At 58.5% G+C, this 21,634-nt stretch carries 17 protein-coding genes; 10 read left to right on the forward strand and 7 right to left on the reverse strand.

Going from position 1 to position 21,634, the window contains the following annotated elements; genetic code table 11:
* Window positions 1-45: 45 nt before the first annotated feature.
* From JOE32_RS14875 to JOE32_RS14885, 3 genes are all read right to left on the reverse strand, one after another.
* Window positions 46-765 (reverse strand): hypothetical protein, encoded by a 720-nt coding sequence (locus JOE32_RS14875; RefSeq protein ID WP_209985535.1) that lies wholly within the window; start codon window positions 763-765, stop codon window positions 46-48.
* Window positions 762-4,202: an ATP-binding protein gene (locus JOE32_RS14880; protein WP_209985537.1), complete on the reverse strand. Its 3,441-nt coding sequence runs from the start codon at window positions 4,200-4,202 to the stop codon at window positions 762-764. Before JOE32_RS14880 ends, JOE32_RS14875 begins: the two co-directional genes overlap by 4 nt.
* Before the next feature lie 560 nt (window positions 4,203-4,762).
* Window positions 4,763-5,925 (reverse strand): IS3 family transposase gene (locus JOE32_RS14885; RefSeq protein ID WP_209985540.1). Its coding sequence is split into 2 segments (ribosomal slippage): window positions 4,763-5,670 and window positions 5,670-5,925, totalling 1,164 coding nucleotides; the frame shifts between segments, so codons are not numbered across the junction.
* A 558-nt stretch (window positions 5,926-6,483) separates the two neighbouring features.
* Between JOE32_RS14885 and JOE32_RS14890 the strand changes: the two genes are divergently transcribed.
* On the forward strand, window positions 6,484-7,029 hold the full coding sequence (locus JOE32_RS14890; protein WP_209985543.1) for a hypothetical protein: 546 nt from the start codon (window positions 6,484-6,486) through the stop codon (window positions 7,027-7,029).
* A gap of 46 nt (window positions 7,030-7,075) precedes the next feature.
* Here the strand turns inward: JOE32_RS14890 and JOE32_RS14895 are convergent, their stop codons facing one another.
* A complete protein-coding gene (locus tag JOE32_RS14895; RefSeq protein ID WP_209985547.1) occupies window positions 7,076-7,630 on the reverse strand; it encodes a YfbU family protein in 555 nt (184 codons plus the stop codon).
* A gap of 735 nt (window positions 7,631-8,365) precedes the next feature.
* Between JOE32_RS14895 and JOE32_RS14900 the strand changes: the two genes are divergently transcribed.
* The 9 genes from JOE32_RS14900 (at window position 8,366) to pqqE (ending at window position 17,275) form a co-directional block, all read left to right on the forward strand.
* Window positions 8,366-8,845 carry an Lrp/AsnC family transcriptional regulator gene (locus tag JOE32_RS14900; protein ID WP_209985550.1) on the forward strand — a complete coding sequence of 160 codons (480 nt, stop codon included), beginning with the start codon at window positions 8,366-8,368 and terminating at the stop codon, window positions 8,843-8,845.
* 146 nt (window positions 8,846-8,991) lie between these two features.
* Window positions 8,992-10,695 (forward strand): NAD(P)/FAD-dependent oxidoreductase, encoded by a 1,704-nt coding sequence (locus tag JOE32_RS14905; protein WP_209985553.1) that lies wholly within the window; start codon window positions 8,992-8,994, stop codon window positions 10,693-10,695.
* A 24-nt stretch (window positions 10,696-10,719) separates the two neighbouring features.
* Window positions 10,720-11,514, forward strand: a complete 795-nt coding sequence (locus JOE32_RS14910; protein ID WP_209985556.1) for a carbon-nitrogen hydrolase family protein — start codon at window positions 10,720-10,722, stop codon at window positions 11,512-11,514.
* 48 nt (window positions 11,515-11,562) lie between these two features.
* On the forward strand, window positions 11,563-13,902 hold the full coding sequence (gene pqqF / locus JOE32_RS14915; protein WP_209985559.1) for a pyrroloquinoline quinone biosynthesis protein PqqF: 2,340 nt from the start codon (window positions 11,563-11,565) through the stop codon (window positions 13,900-13,902).
* A 156-nt stretch (window positions 13,903-14,058) separates the two neighbouring features.
* Window positions 14,059-14,133: a pyrroloquinoline quinone precursor peptide PqqA gene (gene pqqA, locus JOE32_RS14920; protein ID WP_003194766.1), complete on the forward strand. Its 75-nt coding sequence runs from the start codon at window positions 14,059-14,061 to the stop codon at window positions 14,131-14,133.
* 71 nt (window positions 14,134-14,204) lie between these two features.
* Window positions 14,205-15,116, forward strand: a complete 912-nt coding sequence (gene pqqB, locus JOE32_RS14925) for a pyrroloquinoline quinone biosynthesis protein PqqB (protein WP_209985562.1) — start codon at window positions 14,205-14,207, stop codon at window positions 15,114-15,116.
* Window positions 15,117-15,127: 11 nt separating this feature from the next.
* Window positions 15,128-15,880, forward strand: coding sequence for a pyrroloquinoline-quinone synthase PqqC (pqqC, locus tag JOE32_RS14930; protein WP_209985565.1), 753 nt, complete (start codon window positions 15,128-15,130; stop codon window positions 15,878-15,880).
* Window positions 15,877-16,152, forward strand: coding sequence for a pyrroloquinoline quinone biosynthesis peptide chaperone PqqD (gene pqqD / locus JOE32_RS14935; RefSeq protein ID WP_209985568.1), 276 nt, complete (start codon window positions 15,877-15,879; stop codon window positions 16,150-16,152). The genes pqqC and pqqD overlap by 4 nt, the downstream gene beginning before the upstream one ends.
* A complete protein-coding gene (pqqE, locus tag JOE32_RS14940; RefSeq protein ID WP_209985571.1) occupies window positions 16,124-17,275 on the forward strand; it encodes a pyrroloquinoline quinone biosynthesis protein PqqE in 1,152 nt (383 codons plus the stop codon). The genes pqqD and pqqE overlap by 29 nt, the downstream gene beginning before the upstream one ends.
* A gap of 138 nt (window positions 17,276-17,413) precedes the next feature.
* Here pqqE and JOE32_RS14945 read toward each other — a convergent pair whose 3' ends face one another.
* The 3 genes from JOE32_RS14945 to JOE32_RS14955 all read right to left on the reverse strand — a co-directional run bounded on the left by JOE32_RS14945 (window position 17,414) and on the right by JOE32_RS14955 (window position 21,599).
* Complete coding sequence (locus JOE32_RS14945) at window positions 17,414-17,572, reverse strand: YqaE/Pmp3 family membrane protein (RefSeq protein ID WP_003194776.1); 159 nt, start codon at window positions 17,570-17,572, stop codon at window positions 17,414-17,416.
* A 335-nt stretch (window positions 17,573-17,907) separates the two neighbouring features.
* On the reverse strand, window positions 17,908-19,686 hold the full coding sequence (locus JOE32_RS14950) for an acyl-CoA dehydrogenase C-terminal domain-containing protein (RefSeq protein ID WP_209985574.1): 1,779 nt from the start codon (window positions 19,684-19,686) through the stop codon (window positions 17,908-17,910).
* A gap of 143 nt (window positions 19,687-19,829) precedes the next feature.
* Window positions 19,830-21,599 (reverse strand): acyl-CoA dehydrogenase C-terminal domain-containing protein, encoded by a 1,770-nt coding sequence (locus JOE32_RS14955; protein WP_209985578.1) that lies wholly within the window; start codon window positions 21,597-21,599, stop codon window positions 19,830-19,832.
* Between the last annotated feature and the right edge of the window lie 35 nt (window positions 21,600-21,634).

A 21,634-nucleotide genomic window follows, 5' to 3' on the forward strand; every position in this document is an offset into this window, starting at 1 on the left:
TCGGCATTAGACCAAATGCCCCCCTATTTGTGGACACTGCCCATATCAGCCGGTCACACCGAAAGAGTCTTCCATGGCCCTGCGAATGATACGACGAAGTCCTACAGCCGCGGCATCCCGATCAACGAACCATCGAGCTTTGCTTTTCCAAGCTTCAAGGTGAATGCCCCTAAATGCCTTGGCGTCAAAACCTTTCAATTTGATTTCCTCGGCAACACTTGTGACGATTTCGTCTAGTTGATAGGGCTGCCAGACATTTTCTAAGCTGCTCACGATGCGCTCGACCAACTGATTGCGGTCCTCTGGATCTTTCGTTGATTCCTTCCACGCAGTGTCCAGGACGCTGAGCATGGCCAAAGTGATCTCACACAATTCCTGAGTAGCACCTTCAATTCCCTGGCTCTTAGCACTTGCGGTGGTAATCCAGTCTTGGGCCGTCTGTTGTTTCTTCAGATTCTCCCTGCTTGGTGGTAGGTTGTGGACCTTGTAAGTACGCAGGTTCTGGACTATGCGCGCAGAGCGCTCATACAGATTGGTCTGCTCGGGGGCGCGCGTCTTAAGCAACCCCTTGCACTCCTTGAGAACATCTAAAGCGGCTTCGTAAAAAAAACCATAACACCAAACCACGAGTCTATTGAAATGCAGTTCGTCTGGGGGGGGCTCGGGGACTTCGAGAGTCACTGGATGGATCGCCGTCCGACCAAGGTCTGTATTGACCATATTTGTGAACGCGATGGCTGTTTCTTGCAGGAGCACGAAATTCATCGGCCGAGCCTCCGCACATTACCTGGGGGATCTGCAAGGGGACCACGATAATTGAAAGCGATGTGGAAGTTAGAGACTGTGCGTCCGAATGCAATTTCAACGTTCGGAAAGTATTCCGCCAGCAGATCTATGACACCAATGCCCTCGACACGCACTTGAAAGCGACCAGCTCCGAGCTGCTTCTCCACGATGCCTCGATACATGATGGGTGTTCCGTTTGCATCTGTGAGCACATGCCGGGAGGAAACACGCTGAGAATCGGCAAACTCGGTGTCGGACGCCAATTCTGTCCATAGTTCCCTGCTCGTCCTCTCATTACCTGCCAACCATTTAGTCACGGCGCGCAGGTATCGGTATTTAGTCGCCAGTTTGTCCTCGCCCAGTAATGCCATATCCCCGACAATGTCCTGGACCATTTCCCGAAAATCGGTGAGTGCCGGGAAGGGCTGACGTAACCCGCGCATAAACCACTTCTGCGTCCGAACCGCCCATTCCATATCCAGCAGCAAGCGCAGGCAGCGCTCGTCTTGAGATATCTTGTCGTAGTTCTGCCGTAGATAGCTAACACACTTCTTCGCCCCGGCGATATCCTGCGCCGAGGGTTCAGTCTGCGGCATGATAGCCGGAGCTAGGTCTCGCGCACGCATGAAATACCCAGCAGTTGAGCCGGCCTGCTCCAGCCGAGCAAAAGCGTCGTCGGAAAGGGTTTCGTCCCCCATTGCCGAGCCCGCAATCATGCGTCTACTTTGAAACTTCTGCTTTTGTGCCTCGTCAAGCATGCTTTCGTCAACACCGTCAATGGACGACCTGAGATCCGCAGCGATCTCCAGGCGCTGTGCCTCCGTCAATGTGCTTTGTAGCTTAAGGATGCCAGTGGGCATCCACAAGGAAACGTCAAGCGAGAACGAAGATTCCCGCCGTGCCTTGGCCAGAGTCGCTGCATCATGCGCAGCCTTGTATGCGGACCATGCACTAGCATTTTGACCATTTTCGACGGCGTCAGTCGCGAAGAACCCATAAGTTGCTGCACGCTCATTCCAAAGGTTGTCGACCGTCTGACGTGCAGCGTAAAGGCCTGACGAACCCTGTTGATTAATGCGATCGAACGCTTCGTCAACCACATTGACCGCTTCGTTGAGGAGGGCAACCTTCGTAGGATGTTCGATGTTTTTGTGGGTGCGCACGTAGTGGCGACGAAGGACTGATTCCTGCAGCATCAAACGGGCATTAGGCGTCGTCTTTGCGCGCAGAATTGAAAGGGAGCGCGCGATCTGCGCGTAGCTCTCCTTGTACCGACTACCCTCCGGTCCGTCCGGACCCGCCGCATGAACCAAGTCAGCGACGTAAGCTGTCTCATCATTACCTTCCGGGCCCGCTCGCACGGCCGCCTCGATCAGACTGCTGATGGCGTCGGCTTCAAGTGTCGCGCTACCGAACCTTGCTTCGCAGATAAGGCGAGCTTCAATCTGCAGGCGCGCCATGACCAGAACATCTGTTTGTTCTTCGTCAGAGTAGATCCAACGGAATAAGTCCTGGTCGCGGATGAGTTCCAGCAAAGTATCGATGCTATACGTGCCAGTGCCGCCGTGACCTGCGCCGACGGCACGTAGCACGATGCTTAATGGCACAGGCTTATACAAGCGGCTGCTGACCATGACTAGGTCGATAGCACGGGCCTCAGGAGAATCAGATGGCCCGTCGGGGCGCGCATCCGGCAGGAACTGCGTCGTATCGACTGGAAGTCCCGCTTTCATAAATGCTAGCGCCAGAGCCCCTGGCTCTTGCGGCGGAATTTTTGCGGCCCTCTGGCGCAGCTCGTGTCGCGCACGGTCAACTTCCTTGCCGAGGCCTTCAGACAGCCGTCCCCGGCTGTGTGGTAAGAGGCGGTAGAAACCAGCGAGAACGTACTCGTTGCTTTTTTCCTTCCTAACCCTTGCCACCACAGATGGAACATATCTCTGGGCCATTTCAAGGAGATCGTTCTGCTCGGCGGGGTTAAGCTGCGCTCTTGCTTCGACGAACCGACTGGGCACTTTGCCGTCGAAGCTAAGGCGATAGGACGAGCCCACTACCACGACACGATGGCCCACGCTGCGCAGAGCTCGCAGGAGATCGTTATATCGGGACACTGGGGACATTGTGTCGATTAGAAGCAGAGTGACTCCCTGCTGGGAGTCCACTGCAGTTAGGAAATCACTGATGTCGGTCGCCTGCGGGACACGTCGGTTGACGAAGAGAACCGCATTGCCATGCCTCTTAGCATGGACAGCCAATCGCGCTAAGGCGATTGTCTTGCCCACGCCAGACTGCCCGTGCAGGACGATTGCCGAGGCCGCGTGGTGCTGTTCAAGCGCCTGATCGACACGCTTAAGAAGCGTGCGCTCAAACTCGCGCTCGATCGTAAATCCGCGCTGCACTCCATCAGCGATCTTGCGAAAACTCGTGGAGTTGCCATGGAAGGCTTCAAATTCCATCTCCATTTCGCTGGGTGACAGCTGATCGGGCACTACAGCCCACAAATCGTCAACCAGCACCGCTGATGCTTGAGTGACGAGACGAAGGTTAGGAGTAGTCTTGATACTGCGACCATTCTTGAGCGTTATGACTTCCGGGTCATCCCAGCGCGACGGTTCAGGAACGCCTATAGCCTCGACCAATTCATTGACGATCACACCCAGTGCACGAGATTCGCGGACAATGACACCCTTGTGAACAAGTTCTTCGAAAACGACTTGGTCATCCTCCGATAACATCGGATCAGGTCCGCACCACAACACACCATGCTTCGGCGCATCGGAAATCGCCGCCAGCAATTCCTCAGCGCGAAGCCAGTCCGTCGACGGGTCATAACCATCAATTACCACAAGGCCTAAAGGCGTTGCGGTCTCCAGCACGCGGCCGATCATCACCAAGGCCTGAGCCATACGTCGCTGTGATAGCGTCTGCCGATTTACTGGCGGATTCAGACTATCAACCTGTCGGCCGGCTTGGCCGTAGAGGTAATAAAACGGCGGACGCCGCGTGTTGCGGAGAACGCGAGGCGCAGGCTGGCCTTGCAGTATGACCTCCGGCTCGCGACCATCACCGGCCAGACAGTTTGCCAGCCCACTGTCAAAAGAGGATGTAAAGACCGCGCACCACGGCACACGGGCAGCCTCAATCACCAACTGCGAAGCTGGACGGTTGCGGAAGCGTTCAGCCACCCAGTCGTAGAACTCCGCCTCCAACGGGTCGTTAGTCAGAAGCGAATTCCATGCCTGACCGGGCAAACGGGAAGCATGCTCTAGTGCTCGCTTGAGAACTGGGTCAGGCATGCTCAGAGACCAACCCGCCTGCTGCCCCCAGATCGCCACCAGCGGCCCCCCCTCTATCCAGCGCTGCCTTAGCAGTTCCTGCCCAGCGCTCTGGCTCTCGGGCTCCTGCATTTCCTGTGACATCTGGCGGTTACTCCTGTGATGAATTCCTTTCTTCAAGCTGCCGCTGCAGCCCCCGAACACGCCGGTGAAGAATACATAAGTGGCAGCTATTATAGGTAGAACAAAGTGCCATCACGCCTATCGAGGCCCAACTTTCCTATGAGTTTCAACTGAAGAAATTGCGACCTTGGCGCAGCTTACCGATTTGAAATATCGGTCGCGACCATACGCCAAATAGCTTACGTAGCATTGAGCTGGCGTGCGTTATGCTCAGATGCAATCGGACATTGGACGTGCAAGTGCCCCGCGGCTCCCGGCTAACATTCCGATGGGTTCTTCAAGGGTGCTCTGGGCTGCAATATCTAAAAAACGCCCGCTTGCCAAAACTCGTGGGGTAAGAATTGCTCTCGCTTCCTTGATAATCTGATCCGTTATCTGCCATTTATTCGTTTTGACTTTTCGACGCCCTTTCATTTCCACCTCATCCGGCAAATTAACGAAGGAATCATCCTTCGCTATTAGATCTAGACCTTCCGATAGATAAGAACCGCCGTCTGCACTTACGTGCCCGCGTGTAGTGGTCAACTAATCCCGGACACGACGTTAAGTTTTTCCTCGGCCCGCGCTGGAGCCAACCCATCGTTGGATTGATGAGGCCTAATCCAGTTGTAGCGATGCATCAAAAAATGGCTGATATCGCGCTGTGCTTCCTGTGCAGTTCGATAGCCCACGGTCGGTATCCATTCTGTATTCAAGCTGCGAAATACGCGCTCCATCGGGGCGTTATCCCAGCAGTTTCCTCGTCGACTCATGCTCTGGCGCATGCGGTATCGCCACAACCGCTGGCGAAAGAGTCGGCTTGCATATTGCGATCCCTGGTCCGAGTGGAATAGCAGATCCGAAGGTCTGCCACGCTGCTCGTAAGCCATATCCGGCGCTTTGATCACCAGCTCAGCGTCTGGCTTTTCCGACAGCGCCCAGCCCACGATCCGACGCGTACAAAGATCCAGGACGACAGCCAGGTAATGCCACTTTCCTTGCGCCCAAATGTAGGTGATATCGCCGCACCAGACTTGATTGGGCGCTGGCACGTCGAAGTCGCGGTTCAATGTGTTCGGGATATCCAGTCTTTCTACTGTTGCTCGTTTGTAGGCATGGGAGCTGGGTTGTTTGCTGACTAAATCAAGCTCGCGCATCAAGCTGCGCACTTTGAATCGACCGATCTGCTCACCGTCTTCACGCATCAGCGACAAAATGCTGCCACTGCCCGCAGCACTGCGACTTTGTGAGAACAGCTCACTGACACGACTACGCAATCGAAGCCGTTCAACATCGGGTGAGCGGCGCCGCAGGCGCTGGGCGTAGTAACACGAGCGAGTGACGTCAAACACCTTGCACAGCCAATCAACCGGCTCATGTGCGCTCAACTGGTCAATCAGCGCGAACGCTCGTGATCTTCCGACATCAAGAGCGCGGTAGCCTTTTTTAGTATTGATTTCTCTCGCTCAAGCCGAGCAATCCGAGCTTCCAGCTCCTGAATTTTTTGCTGCTCAGGAGTCAGTGCTTTGTTCTGCGGGGTGACGCCTTTATGTTCTTTCTGAATCTGGTCAACCCAGCGACGCAATGCCGACTCACCAATGCCGAGTGAACGGCTGGCTTCGATGTAGCTGTAGTTTTGCTTGAGCACAAGGTCGGCAGCCTCGCGCTTGAATTCAGGAGTAAAGGAGCGGCGTTTTTTGGTCATCTGACACCTCGATCTGGCGAGCATTCTCGCCTAAATGGGTGTCCGGTTTCATTAGACCACTACAGGAAAAAGCAGGATCATTGGAGGAACTGACCGGTGCTTAATGGGCATAAAGATGTGCATGGGTACTTTTTCAGACAGCAGCACAAAGATGCGTAACGGGGGTTGAACGGGCATCTTCCGGGCATTCAGGGGAACATTTAAGGCATTGACGGTGCGTTGGGGGAGGGGGTTTGGGGATTAGAAAGAGGCTCAGCCAATTTGGTCCAAAACAGCGAAAAAGTGCCTGTGAGCGCTCGGCCCGCGCAAAAAATACCGCCATCCTCACTTCACATTCATGCTGAGGGCCGTAGCCCCCAACACGTCTGTAACCTACCGAACTGCAATCCACCAGGAAGCAGCAGCATTGAATCACTGCAAAAACTGCATAACTCAACATTGACAGCCCAAATCTCAACACGCTCTATGATCTTCATCACTATTCGGTCTCTAGTGACGCGGCATCAGTAACGCTGTACGTTAGCTTACGACTGCGACCCCAACTATAGAGAATCCATCATGTCGGACGATGAAAATAGCGGCGAGCCAACAACAACGCCTACCCAGCCCAGCGGCACAGCGAATCTTCTCCAGAACTACTCCGCCTTCGTAAGCATAGAAGAGGAATACGATCGATCCGTCGCGTCAGGCCTGTTGCGCAAATCGCTCGGGGAGCATGGTGTCGAGAAAACACTTGATGATGTAAAAGCCTGGGCTGATGTCAGTAGGGCGATCGTGACTAAGCCCGTCAATGTCGGTCAGGAGCTCAGAGAGGCGAAAGCAAAAACTGACGTCTATGTGAACGGGCTGCTTTCATCGGTGGCAGGGCCTGGATCATATACCCCCCCCACCGACACGATCCCTATCGACTCGAAATCAAACCAGTCAAGGCCTGAGCAGTATGTTGATGAACCTTTAGATGAGCTGGATGAAGACGAAGCTGAAGATCAGCTTGAGGAGGATGAATACGATTCACTTCAAGAAATCTTCAATACTGATGACGTCGAGGACGCGGAAGAACAGGCTTACGACCACGTCCTCAAAATGATCGAGAACGTTGACTAACTCGCTGAAACAAGGGCCCTGCACGATGGCAGGGCTCAGTTAAGGCTTATCTATTCTCAGGATGGATCCTGGATCGTAGCAAGGCCACGATTTCGTCCTGAGAGAAATAGTAGTCCGCGTGGCCTTTATCCAGCTCGCTGAGGGTTTCAAGCATACGCTGGTAGCTATCGCTCATCGGCATGTGGGAATTGAGGTCGTGACTTTGGAAACTGGTCCACCTTCCCATCTGGTTGATCAACAAGTTCGCAGTGCCGTAAGCGTCGCCGTCCCCACCATTTCCATCGAATCCTGGAAAAACAGGTTTGCCGCCGAAGGGAGCTGCCCTTTCAGCGATGTTTGCGTGGCTTTCCTTGTTAAGCTCAGCATACGAGCGCTCTAAGCGCTCCCACATCTCCAGAACGCTCACCACAAAAAGTACCTGTGCAGGCGTTTCGGCGCGTCCCTCGAATATCCCAGGATACTGCCATTCTAATGCCCATGTGCGACCACTGCTCACCGCATCTTGTACGAAGCTGGGGTCAACACTATCGCGAATTTCCAGCGCCGCGTGAATGTCGGTCAGCAGCGTAATTATCAGCTTTTGCTCGTTCGTAAATTCCATTTACTCCAGCTCCGATGGTGCAGGTAGCTATATGCTACTGCTTGCCCATAGGATACTAGTCTTAAAGTTCGACAGGCAGGAACAAAAAAGCCCGAGATAACGGCTACACAGAGATCAGCGGAGGGGTGGTGATTTCGTTCATTTGCTCACCACTGTCAATCTTCCTCTTCCTTGTCATGCATTTTTCGCCCTTCTTACACCCTTCAGACTTTTCGGTTTTGACTGGAGGCTTCTTGCCGTAAAACTAGTGAGCAGCAAAACAGTAGAGTCCTAAAATCGTCGTGGTTGTCGACGTCATAAACGCTACGATTACTGTTGGCAGAGTAAACATCATATAGCGTCCCCTGCCTGATTCCCGCCTGGCGGAGCGTGCATGATCGCCATCAGGACGCTGCTCTCAGCGTAAGCATTCTAAAGGTACATTAGCGGTACAACCCCCAGTCGTAGCCACTTATCTCAAACTAGCAAAAACTCCGTACTAACAGTTGGTTAGCCCTGTTGTACCTTTGCCGTGCCAGGCCTAGAATTACCTAGCCTCGGAGTGTCATTCGGTGACTCATAATCCCTTGGTCGTAGGTTCGAGTCCTACTGGGCCCACCATACTCAAAGCCGCGCACTGCGCGGCTTTTGTCGTTCTTGACCTCTGGATTTTCAGCGCAAATTTCCGCCGTAAATGCTAAAGAGTCCAAAGAGTGTCCACCCCTCCTCGCTGACATCCCCGCACAAGCCTGTAACATGCCACCAACCGCCCCCCATCCCGGAGCCCCCTTGGCCACCCTAGACGAAATCGACCGCCAACTCATCGCTGCGCTGCAACTGAACGCCCGCGAAAGCGTGGCCATGCTCGCTCGGCAGCTCGGCATCGCGCGCACTACGGTTACCTCTCGCCTGGCGCGGCTGGAGAAAGCCCAGGTGATCACCGGTTACGGTGTTCGCCTCAGTCAACGTGTCGCCGATGGGGGTCTGCAGGCGTATGTAGGCATCACTGTACAACCACGCTCCGGCAAGGAAGTGCTGCGCAAACTCAGCGCCATGGCTCAGGTGCAGCAACTCTGCGCGGTGAGCGGCGAATTCGATTATGTGGCCTGGCTGCGCACCGATTCGCCCGAGCAACTCGACCAATTGCTCGATCAGATCGGCAGTGTCGACGGCGTTGAAAAAACCACCACGTCGATCATCCTCAGCAACAAACTGGATCGCGCACAACCAATCTGATCGATCGGGTCGTCATACTGACTAAAACAAGCTCAATATGACGACACATTGCGTCTTATTAATGACCTCTGCACTCCCTAAACTGGCTGCCATCTTTTCCTATACTCAGCGGGTCGCTTCCCGTCGAGTCGTCAACAAGGTCAGCCATGAGCATTCCGTCCAGCACCCTCAGCAAGACCATTCGCCACCCTGCCGACGGTAAAAAACCGATCACTATCTTCGGCCCGGATTTTCCGTTTGCCTTTGATGACTGGATCGAGCACCCGGCGGGCCTGGGCAGCATTCCTGCTGCCAATCACGGCGCCGAGGTGGCGATTGTCGGCGCGGGGATTGCCGGGCTGGTCGCGGCCTATGAGCTGATGAAGCTGGGTCTGAAGCCGGTGGTGTACGAAGCCTCGAAAATGGGCGGCCGTTTGCGCTCCCAGGCGTTCGAAGGCGCCGAGGGCATCATTGCAGAGCTGGGCGGCATGCGGTTTCCGGTGTCGTCCACGGCGTTCTATCACTATGTGGACAAGCTGGGGCTGGAAACCAAACCGTTTCCCAACCCGCTGACGCCGGCCTCCGGCAGCACGGTGATTGATCTGGAAGGCGAGACTCACTACGCGCAGAAACTCTCGGACTTGCCGGCGCTGTTCCAAGAAGTGGCCGACGCCTGGGCCGATGCGCTGGAGGCCGGTTCGCAGTTCGGCGATATCCAGCAGGCTATCCGCGACCGCGATGTGCCGCGTCTGAAAGCGCTGTGGAACAAGCTGGTGCCTCTGTGGGACGACCGCACTTTCTACGACTTCGTGGCCACCTCGAAGGCGTTCGCCAAGTTGTCGTTCCACCATCGCGAAGTGTTTGGCCAGGTGGGTTTCGGCACCGGCGGCTGGGACTCGGACTTCCCCAACTCGATGCTGGAGATCTTTCGCGTGGTGATGACCAACTGCGACGATCACCAGCACCTGGTGGTCGGCGGCGTGGCGCAGGTGCCCATGGGCATCTGGCGCCATGTGCCCGAGCGTTGTGCCCACTGGCCGGCCGGCACCAGCCTCAGCTCATTGCACTGCGGCGCGCCACGGGCCGGGGTCAAGCGCATTGCCCATGCGGCGGGTGGCCGTTTCGCGGTCACCGACAATTACGGCGACACCCGCGAATACGCTGCGGTGCTCACCACCTGCCAGAGCTGGCTGCTGACCACACAGATCGAATGCGACGAAACCCTGTTCTCGCAAAAGATGTGGATGGCTTTGGACCGCACGCGCTATATGCAGTCGTCGAAAACCTTCGTGATGGTCGACCGCCCGTTCTGGAAGGACAAGGACCCGGAAACCGGCCGCGACCTGATGAGCATGACCCTCACCGACCGCCTGACCCGTGGCACTTACCTGTTCGACAATGGCGACGACAAGCCGGGCGTCATCTGCCTGTCGTACTCGTGGATGAGCGACGCGCTGAAAATGCTGCCGCAGCCCATCGATAAACGGGTGAAACTGGCGCTGGACGCCCTGAACAAGATTTACCCGAAAGTCGACATCAAGGCGCGCATCATCGGCGATCCGATCACCGTGTCCTGGGAAGCCGACCCGCATTTCCTCGGCGCCTTCAAGGGCGCATTGCCCGGCCACTATCGCTACAACCAGCGGATGTACGCGCACTTCATGCAGAAGGACATGCCCGCCGAGCAGCGTGGGATTTTCATTGCCGGCGACGATGTGTCCTGGACGCCTGCGTGGGTCGAAGGCGCGGTGCAAACTTCCCTCAACGCGGTGTGGGGCATCATGAATCACTTTGGTGGCAGCACTCACGCCGAGAACCCGGGGCCGGGTGACGTGTTCGATGAAATCGGGCCGATTGCCCTGCCTGAATAACTGCCCGACTCAAGGAGCTGCGTCATGCGTGTCGCCCTGTATCAATGCCCGCCGCTGCCGCTGGACGTGGCCGGCAACCTCAAGCGCCTGCACCAGGTGGCGCAAGAGGCGGCCGGCGCCGATGTGCTGGTGCTGCCGGAGATGTTTCTCAGCGGCTACAACATTGGCCTCGAAGCGGCAGGTGCCTTGGCCGAGGCGCAGGACGGGGATTCTGCCCAGGCCATCGCCGAGATTGCGCGAAACGCCGGCTTGGCGATTGTGTACGGCTATCCGGAGCGCGCCGAAGATGGCCAGGTCTATAACGCCGTGCAGTTGATCGACGCGCAAGGTCAACGCCTGTGCAATTACCGCAAGACACACCTGTTCGGCGACCTCGACCGTTCGATGTTCAGCGCCGGCGGCGATGATTTTCCGCTGGTGGAACTCAACGGCTGGAAGCTGGGGCTGCTGATTTGCTATGACCTGGAGTTCCCGGAGAACACCCGACGCCTGGCCCTGGCCGGTGCCGAGCTGATCCTGGTGCCCACGGCCAACATGGTGCCGTTCGACTTTGTGGCTGACGTCACCGTGCGGGCGCGCGCCTTCGAGAACCAGTGCTACGTGGCCTACGCCAATTATTGCGGGCATGAAGGCGAGATCCAGTATTGCGGGCAAAGCAGCATCGCCGCGCCGGACGGTCAGCGCGTCGCCCAGGCGGGATTGGACGAAGCCTTGATCGTCGCGGCGCTGGATCGCCAATCGATCCTCGCTGCCCGCACCGCCAACCACTATCTGCAAGACCGCCGCCCGGAACTGTACGGCGCGCTGCACAAGCCCTGATCCAGCGGGTTTGTTAGCATAGGCACTTCCCTCGCTTCGGAAGTGCCCATGCCTGCGCCGGCCCAATCTCATCCCATCCACCTGACCTTGGCCAACGGCCTGCGCGTCTCGTTGCGCCATGCGCCGCGCTTGAAGCGTTGCGCTGCAGCCTTGCGCGTGGCTGCCGGTAGCCATGATGTGCCGTTGGCCTGGCCTGGGCTGGCGCATTTTCTTGAGCATTTGTTGTTCCTGGGGACAGAGCGTTTTCCTGCAAGCGATGGGCTGATGGCCTACGTGCAGCGTCATGGTGGCCAGGTCAATGCCAGCACCCGCGAGCGCGCCACCGACTTCTTCTTTGAGCTACCGGTCTCGACCTTTGCCGATGGGTTGGAACGGCTGGCAGACATGCTGACCCACCCTCGGCTGACAAGCGAAGACCAACTGCGCGAACGGGAAGTGCTGCACGCAGAGTTTATCGCCTGGTCCCAGGATGCAGCGGCGCAACAGCAAGTGGCGCTTTTGCAGGACCTGGCGGCCGATCATCCGTTGCGGGGTTTTCACGCAGGCAATCGCGACAGCCTGCCGGTGGAAAGCCAGGCGTTTCAACAGGCCTTGCGGGCCTTCCATGAGCACTTTTATCAAAGCGGGCAGATGACCTTGAGCCTTGCAGGCCCACAGCCGTTGGCAGAACTGGAGGCGTTGGCGCAACGCTTCAGTGACGCCCTGGCTTCAGGCCCCCTGCACCCGCAAACCTTGCCGCCGCCTTTGATGCCCGGCCAGGCGCAGAGCTATCAACACCTGGACGGCAATCACTTGCATCAGGTCATTTGCTGCGAAGCCCCTCGCGAAGCCCTGGAATTTCTGTGTACCTGGCTCAACGCTTCGGCACCGGGCGGGCTGCTGGCTGAACTGAAAACGCGGCAACTGGCCACCTCGCTGCACGCCTCAGTGCCGTACGACTTTGCGGGGCAGGCGCTGCTGGTTATCGACTTCACCGTCGAGACTCAAGAAACAGCGCAGATCGAGACGCTGCTGTACGACTGGCTGAGCTTTTTTGCCCACAGTGACTGGACCTCCCTGCGCGAAGAGTTCGCCCTGCTGGCCGCTCGTCAGCAGCAGACCCAGGGCGCACTGGCGCTGGCCCGCAATCACAGCGAAGCACTGTCGGAACCTGCGGTCGCAGCACTCAAGGCCATGCTCGACTCATTGCACCTGCCCGTGTCCCAACACGGGTGGCAGCCTGCTCCCAACAATCCCTTCCTGCGCCCCCCTGTCAAGGAAGAGCGCGCAGGCCTGATTCGCGGCCAGACCAGCGCCCATCGCGGGTTACGCACCTTTGCCCAGGATCGTTCACGGGGCCGCAAGGACGCATCGGCGCTGACGTTCAGCCATGCGCTGGCCGATGACAGTGATGAAGGCGCGCTGTATCTGCAGTGGCGCTTCAACGCGCCCGCCCCCGAACTGGACAGTACGCTGCAGGCATTGCGCGAAAATGCCGGTCAGGCCGGTGTCGAATTATCCTTCGAGGCGATGGGCAATGACTGGCGGGTGAAGATGATCGGTCTTCAACAGCTAATGCCTGCGGTGCTCGAAGCCTTGGCCCATGCGCTGAAACAGCCGCAAGCGCCAGCTCCCGCGCCGGTGCCGATGATCGCCATTCGGGCACTGCTCAAGGCACTGCCTGACTGCTGTGCCAACGCGACCAACGCTGATGAGACGCCAGCGTCTTGGTCCGACGCCCGCTGGCAAGGCTTGGGCATAGGGCTGACAGCCACGTGCGAGACCGCGATCAAAGCGGCCGCCGCGCGCTTGCCTGGACAACCCGCGATTATTGATCACGACGTTGCAGATCTTGCCGGCCAACACCCGTGGCACGCAGTAAAAACCGACACGAGCGAAGCCGCCCTGCTGCTGTTCTGCCCCACACCGAGCGGATCTCTGGCCGATGAAGCGGCCTGGCGCCTGCTCGGTCACCTGCTGCAAGCCCCCTTCTACCAACGCCTGCGCGTCGAGCTGCAATTGGGCTACGCGATCTTCAGCGGCGTCCGACAGATCAACGGACAAACCGGACTGCTGTTGGGTGTGCAATCGCCCACGGCGTCATTGGAAGACATCGTCGAGCACCTGCACAGCTTCCTGCAGCAGCTGCCGGCCTTGATCGAGCGCAGCGACGAGTTGGGCAACCGGCCCTTGGCCGAACAGTTTGCCCGCGAGGCGCTGCCCGTTGCCCAAGCTGCCGAACTGCTCTGGCACGCGCATCTGGCAGGCCACCCGTCGGATTACCTGCAGCAACTGCAACAACGGATTCTGGCGTGCTCCCGGGGCGACCTGCTGCACGCCGCACGGCAGTTGCAAACTGCAGCGGGCGGCTGGCGCTATGTGGCCAATGGTCCACGTATGATCAACTGAACAGCGATCATTGCTGCCTTTGCAAAAGGCTTTTTCCATCAAGACAGCGCTAACTTGAAAAGAATTGCGTAACATTCACACGCACACATCTGAACATCTCCGACAGGAGATGGACTATATGTATTACACAACCCATCCCTACGTAGGAGTAAGAACATGACCTGGTCCAAACCTGCTTACACTGATCTGCGCATTGGTTTCGAAGTCACCATGTACTTCGCCAGCCGTTAATCCGCTGGGTAATACAACGCCTCGGTTCGCCCGGGGCGTTTTTGTTTTGAGCTTTGCTTGATGGAGCGGCCATGTTTGTCCAGATTCTAGGTTCCGCCGCTGGCGGTGGTTTTCCGCAGTGGAACTGCAACTGCGTGAACTGCGCAGGTTTTCGCGACGGCAGCCTGCGCGCCCACGCGCGTACTCAGTCATCCATTGCAATCTCCGACGACGGTGTGAATTGGGTACTGTGCAACGCCTCACCGGATATTCGCGCGCAGTTGCAAGGCTTTGCGCCGATGCAACCCGGCCGCGCCCTGCGGGATACCGGCATCAGCGCAATCATCCTGATGGACAGCCAGATCGACCACACCACCGGCCTGCTGAGCCTGCGCGAAGGTTGCCCGCACCAGGTGTGGTGCACCGACATGGTTCATGAAGACCTGAGCACCGGTTTCCCGCTGTTCACCATGCTTACCCACTGGAACGGCGGCCTGGCCTGGAACCGCATCGAACTGGACGCCAGTTTCACCATCCCGGCCTGCCCCAATCTGCGCTTTACCCCACTGCCGCTGCGTAGCGCCGCACCGCCCTATTCGCCGCATCGCTTCGACCCGCATCCGGGCGACAACATCGGCCTGATCGTCGAAGACCTGCGCACTGGCGGCAAGCTGTTCTGCGCCCCAGGCCTGGGCAAGGTCGACGCGCCGTTGCTGGAGATCATGGCCGGCAGCGACTGCCTGCTGGTGGACGGCACGATGTGGGACGACGATGAGATGCAGCGCCGCGGCGTCGGCACGCGCACCGGTCGCGAGATGGGCCACCTGGCGCAGAACGGCCCCGGCGGCATGCTGGAAGTGCTGGAACAATTGCCCGAGCAGCGCAAGGTGCTGATCCACATCAACAACACCAATCCGATCCTCGATGAGGACTCCCCCGAGCGCGCGGAACTGGTGCGGCGCAATGTCGAAGTGGCTTACGACGGCATGAGCATTGAATTGTAGGAGCAATCGAAATGACTGACACAGCCCTGACCACCGCCGAATTCGAAGCAGCCCTGCGCGCCAAGGGTGACTTCTACCATATCCATCACCCTTACCACGTAGCGATGTACGAAGGCCGCGCCAGCCGCGAGCAAATTCAGGGCTGGGTCGCCAACCGCTTCTACTATCAGGTGAACATTCCCCTGAAAGACGCCGCAATCCTGGCCAACTGCCCCGACCGCGAAATCCGCCGCGAGTGGATCCAGCGCCTGCTCGACCACGACGGTGCGCCGGGTGAAGACGGCGGCATCGAAGCCTGGCTGCGCCTGGGTCAAGCCGTTGGCCTGGACCCCGACCAGTTGCGCTCCCAGGAACTGGTGCTGCCCGGCGTGCGCTTCGCGGTGGACGCCTACGTCAACTTCGCTCGTCGCGCCAGTTGGCAGGAAGCCGCCAGCAGCTCGCTGACCGAGCTGTTCGCGCCGCAGATCCACCAGTCGCGCCTCGACAGTTGGCCCCAGCATTACCCGTGGATCGACCCGGCCGGCTATGAGTATTTCCGTACCCGCCTGGGCCAGGCGCGCCGCGATGTGGAGCACGGTCTGGCGATCACGCTGCAGCACTACACCACCCGTGCAGGCCAGGAACGCATGCTGGAAATCCTGCAGTTCAAACTGGACATTCTGTGGAGCATGCTCGACGCCATGAGCATGGCCTACGAACTCAAACGCCCGCCGTATCACAGCGTGACCGCGCAGCGGGTATGGCATAAAGGGATCACCCTATGAGTTTTGATCGCAGCAAAAAACCCGTGTGGCGCCAGGGCTATCGCTACCAGTACGAGCCTGCGCAAAAAGGCCATGTGCTGCTGTACCCGGAAGGCATGATCAAGCTCAACGAAAGCGCCGCGCTGATTGGCGGCTTGATTGATGGCGAGCGTGATGTGACAGCCATCATCGCCGAACTGGACCGGCAATTTCCCGGCGTGCCTGAACTCGGTGAAGACATCGAGCAATTCATGGAGGTCGCCCGTGCTGAGCACTGGATCGAACTTGCCTGAAAAACCGCCTGTCGGCCTGCCCCTATGGCTGCTCGCCGAGCTGACCTACCGCTGCCCGTTGCAGTGCCCGTACTGCTCCAACCCATTGGATTTTGCCGAGCAGGGCAAGGAACTGACTACCGAGCAGTGGATAAAGGTATTTCGCGAGGCGCGCGAGATGGGTGCCGCGCAGTTGGGCTTTTCCGGCGGTGAACCGCTGGTGCGCCAGGACCTCGCCGAACTGATCAGCGAGGCGCGCAAGCTTGGGTTCTACACCAACCTGATCACCTCCGGCATCGGCCTCACCGAACAGAAGATCAGCGACTTCAAGAAAGCCGGCCTGGACCATATCCAGATCAGTTTCCAGGCCAGCGACGAGCAGGTGAACAACCTGTTGGCCGGCTCGAAAAAAGCCTTTGCGCAAAAGCTGGAAATGGCCCGCGCCGTAAAGGCCCACGGCTATCCGATGGTGCTGAACTTCGTCACCCATCGGCACAACATCGACAAGATCGACCGTATCATCGAGCTGTGCATTGCGCTGGAGGCGGACTTCGTTGAGCTCGCCACCTGCCAGTTCTATGGCTGGGCGCAGCTCAATCGGGTGGGACTGCTGCCGACCCGGGAGCAACTGGTGCGCGCCGAGCGTATCACCAATGAATACCGCGCCAGGCTCGAAGCCGAGGGCCATCCCTGCAAGCTGATCTTTGTGACGCCGGATTATTACGAGGAGCGCCCCAAAGCCTGCATGAACGGCTGGGGCAGCATCTTCCTGACCGTCACACCGGACGGCACTGCCCTGCCCTGCCATGGCGCGAGGCAAATGCCGGTGCAATTCCCCAATGTGCGCGACCACAGCATGCAGCACATCTGGTATGACTCGTTCGGCTTCAATCGTTTTCGCGGCTATGACTGGATGCCCGAGCCGTGCCGTTCATGCGATGAAAAGGAAAAGGACTTCGGCGGCTGCCGCTGCCAGGCGTTCATGCTGACGGGGGATGCCAGCAATGCCGACCCGGTATGCAGCAAGTCCGAGCACCACGGCATCATCCTGCAGGCAAGGGAAGAAGCCGAGCACGCCACTCAGACCATCGAACAACTGGCGTTTCGCAATGAGCGCAATTCACGGCTGATCGCAAAAGGCTGAAGGAACACCATGAGGTCTGAAAATGTGAGAGGGGGCTTGCTCCCGATGGCGGTGGCTCAGTCAACCTATCAGTGACTGCTCCACTGCCATCGGAAGCAAGCCCCTCCTGCATTTGACCTTCAGCGCAACAGACAGGCCTTAACGCTTGGCGATGATGTACACCGCATGGATGATGCCGGGGAAGTAACCGCACAGGGTCAACAGGATGTTCAGCCAGAAAGCGCCGCCGAAACCTACTTGCAGGAACACACCCAGTGGCGGCAGTAGAATGGCGATGATGATGCGAATGATATCCATGGGTCAGCTCCAAAAAATCGGCTCGTGCGAGCCGTGTAGCTAATCGACCTTGGGCGTCGGCGAGGGTTCAGTGGTTTCTGGCATTGCGCCATCGTCAGACCCGACCTGACTTTTTCGCAGGCGAAAGAAAACCCCGCCGAAGCGGGGCTTTGCAGACTGTTTCCCTGACATCCATTTCACTCCGCCATCCTGGCAGAATCCTACGTGTCCGTGTTGTTGCTTTGCGCTTCCTGCGCGACGTCCATGTGAAGTAGATTATCGATGGATCCAATTTGGCGATAGAGGACGAATAGCAGCACGTCATGTAAGAGAATGCTTACACGCCCTTTAAAGCCTTAAAATAGGGCCTCATCCAGCAAAAACAATGATTCGCTACCGGCTTTGACCGACGCACTCAGCGAATGAATACGCGGCAGCAGGCGCGCAAAGTAGAAGCGCGCAGTGCCCAGCTTGCTCGCATAGAAGTCTTCCTCAGCCTGTTTGCCCCACGCCGCCTTGGCCATGCGCGCCCACATATAGGCGTAGGCCATATAGCCAAAGGCGTGCAGATACTCCACCGATGCCGCACCGATTTCATTCGGGTTGGCTCTGGCGCGATCCAGCACCCAGGCGGTCAGCTCATCGAGGTTATCCACAGCCTTACCGAGCGGCCGGGTGAATTCGCCCAGTTCGGCGCCAGCGGAGGCGATGAACTCGCGCACTTCATCGGCAAACAGCGTGTAGAACGCGCCACCGCTGCCGACGATCTTGCGCCCCACCAGGTCCAGCGCCTGGATGCCGTTGGTGCCTTCGTAGATCTGGGTGATGCGTACATCACGCACCAGTTGCTCCTGGCCCCACTCGCGAATATAGCCATGGCCGCCAAACACCTGCTGGCCCAGCACAGTAGTCTCAAGGCCCAGATCGCTGAGGAACGCCTTGGCCACTGGGGTCAGCAATGCTACGAGATTGTCCGCACGCTCACGCGCGGCAGCGTCTTCGCTGAACTTGGCGATGTCCAACTGCGTCGCCACGTAGGTGGAGAATGCGCGACCGCCTTCGTTCGACGCTTTCATGGTCAGCAGCATGCGACGCACGTCGGGGTGCACGATGATCGGGTCGGCCACTTTGTCTTTGGCCTGGGCGCCGGTTGGCGAGCGGCTTTGCAGTCGGTCGCGCGCGTATTCAATCGCGTTCTGGTAAGAGCGCTCACCGGAGGCCAGGCCCTGGATGCCCACGCCCAGACGCTCGTAGTTCATCATGGTGAACATTGCCGCCAGGCCACGGTTAGGCTCGCCCACCAGAAACCCCACAGCCCCGTCGAAATTCATCACGCAGGTGGCGGACGCCTGAATCCCCATCTTGTGTTCGATGGAGCCGCAGCTCACCAGATTACGCGCGCCCAGGCTGCGGTCGGCATTGACCATGAACTTGGGCACCAGAAACAGCGAGATGCCCTTTGGCCCGGCTGGCGCGTCTGGCAGCTTGGCCAGCACCAGGTGGATGATGTTTTCAGTGAGGTCGTGTTCGCCACCGGTGATAAAGATCTTGGTGCCGCTGATGGTGTACGAACCATCCGCCTGCGGCTCGGCCTTGGTGCGAATAATCCCCAGGTCGGTGCCGGCATGGGCTTCGGTCAGGCACATGGAACCTGCCCACTCACCGGAATACATCTTCGGCAGATAAGTGGCCTTGAGCGCTTCGGTGGCGTGGGTGGCGATCGACACGCAGGCGCCGGACGTCAGCATCGGGTACAGGCCAAACGCCAGGCTGGCCGAGTTGATCATTTCTTCGACCTGGGCCGATACCGCTTTGGGCATGCCCATGCCGCCAAAGGCAGGATCGCCGCCGACACCCACCCAGCCGCCTTCGGCGTAGGTTTTGTAGGCTTGTGGATAACCGTCCGGAGTGAACACGGCGGTGTCGTCCCAGCGACACCCTTGTTCATCGCCGCCACGGCTGATCGGGGCGATGGACTTGGCGGTAACTTTGCCAGCTTCCTCGAGGATCGCCTCGACGGTTTCGGCGTCGACTCTGTCTGCCAGTGCCGGCAATTGGGCCCAGGTGGTGGCGACCTCAAACACTTCGTTGAGGACGAAGCGCATATCACGCAGCGGCGCTTTGTAATCAGCCATGGCAAACCTCGTGAGAACGTAAAAGTGATTCAATGGGATCGGTTTTACAGGCCCCAAGTGTAACCGAACAACTTTTCAGACACATAGCGTCAGTTCGTGACTGCCAAGTATTTCAGAGTCACGCCAAGCCCCTTCCCACACCGTTACAGCGCAAACGCATTCGCCGGCAAACTCATCAGGCAGTCACTGCCTGCCTCCACCGCCGCCCGGTGCATGCCCGTACGCGGTAACAGCCGCTTGAAGTAAAAGTCGCACGTCGCCAGCTTGGCCTGGGCAAACTCAGCGTCATCCAGCGCCTGCGCCGCAATCGCCATGCGCAGCCACAGGTAGGCGAGGATGATGTAGCCGCTGTACATCAGGTAATCCACCGCCGCCGCGCCGACTTCGTCCGGGTTCTTCATCGCCGCCATCCCCACCCTGGTCGTCAGCTCGCCCCACTCCTGATTCAACTGATTGAGCTGTGCCACCTGCGCCTTGAGCTGCGGATGCTCGGCGTTCGCCCCACAGAACTTATGCACAATTTTAGTAAACCCGCGCAGCAACTTGCCCTGGCTGCCGAGCACCTTGCGCCCCAGCAGGTCGAGGGCCTGGATGCCATTGGTGCCTTCATAAATCGGCGCAATCCGCGCATCGCGCGCCAACTGCTCCATGCCCCATTCACGGATATAACCGTGCCCGCCAAACACCTGCATGCCGTGGTTGGTCACCTCAAGCCCGGTGTCGGTCATGAAAGCCTTGCAGATCGGCGTGAGGAACGCCAGCAGGTCGTCGGCTTCCTGGCGCGCCGTGGCATCGCTGCTCAGGTGCGCCGTGTCGATCAACTGCGCAGTGAAATAAGTCAGCGCGCGATTGCCTTCGTTAAAGGCTTTCATGGTCAGCAACATACGCCGCACATCGGCATGCACGATGATCGGGTCGGCGGCTTTCTCGGGCGCTTTGGCGCCGGTCAGCGAGCGCATTTGCAGGCGGTCATTGGCGTATTTCACCGCCCCCTGGAAGCTCGTCTCGCCATTGCACAGGCCCTGCATCCCGGTACCCAGGCGTGCGTGGTTCATCATGGTGAACATGCAGTTGAGGCCCTTGTTCGCCTCGCCGATCAAAAACCCTCTGGCGCCATCGAAATTCAGCACACAAGTGGCGGACGCCTTGATGCCCATCTTGTGTTCGATGGAGCCGCACTGCACCGCATTGCGCTCGTCCGAATCGATGTGAAACTTGGGCACGATAAACAGCGAAATCCCCTTGGTGCCCGCCGGCGCATCCGGCAACTTGGCCAGCACCAGGTGGATGATATTGGCGCTCAGGTCGTGCTCGCCGGCGGAGATGAAAATTTTGCTGCCGGTGACCGCATAGCTGCCATCCGCCTGCGGCACGGCGCGGGTCTTGATCAGGCCCAGGTCGGTGCCGCAATGGGCCTCGGTGAGGCACATGGTGCCCGTCCATTCGCCGGCGGTGAGTTTGCTCAGGAACGTGGCTTTCTGTTCTTCGGTGCCGTGGGCGTGGATCGCCGACATCGCACCGTGGGTGAGGCCGGGGTACATGCCCCAGGACGTGTTGCTGGAACCGATCATCTCGCTCAGCACCAGGCCCAGTGACTGCGGCAAGCCCTGGCCACCGTAGGCCGGGTCCGCCGCCACGCCATGCCAGCCGCCTTCCACATACTGGGCGAAGGCGTCCTTGAACCCCTTGGGCGTGGTGACCACCCCGTTGTCAAAGTGGCAGCCTTCCTCATCGCCGCTGCGGTTGAGCGGTGCGAGTACGTTTTCGCAGAATTTCGCGCCTTCTTCGAGGATCGCGCTGACCATGTCCGGGCTGGCGTCGGTCGCGCCCAGGGCGGCGTAATGGCTGTGGAAGTCGAACACGTTGTCGATCAGAAAGCGCATGTCGCGCAGGGGAGCTTTGTATTCAGGCATGACAGTTTCTCCGGCAGCAGATGGTTTCAACCTAC

Source organism: Pseudomonas sp. PvP025, from assembly GCF_017832155.1.
GTDB lineage: Bacteria > Pseudomonadota > Gammaproteobacteria > Pseudomonadales > Pseudomonadaceae > Aquipseudomonas.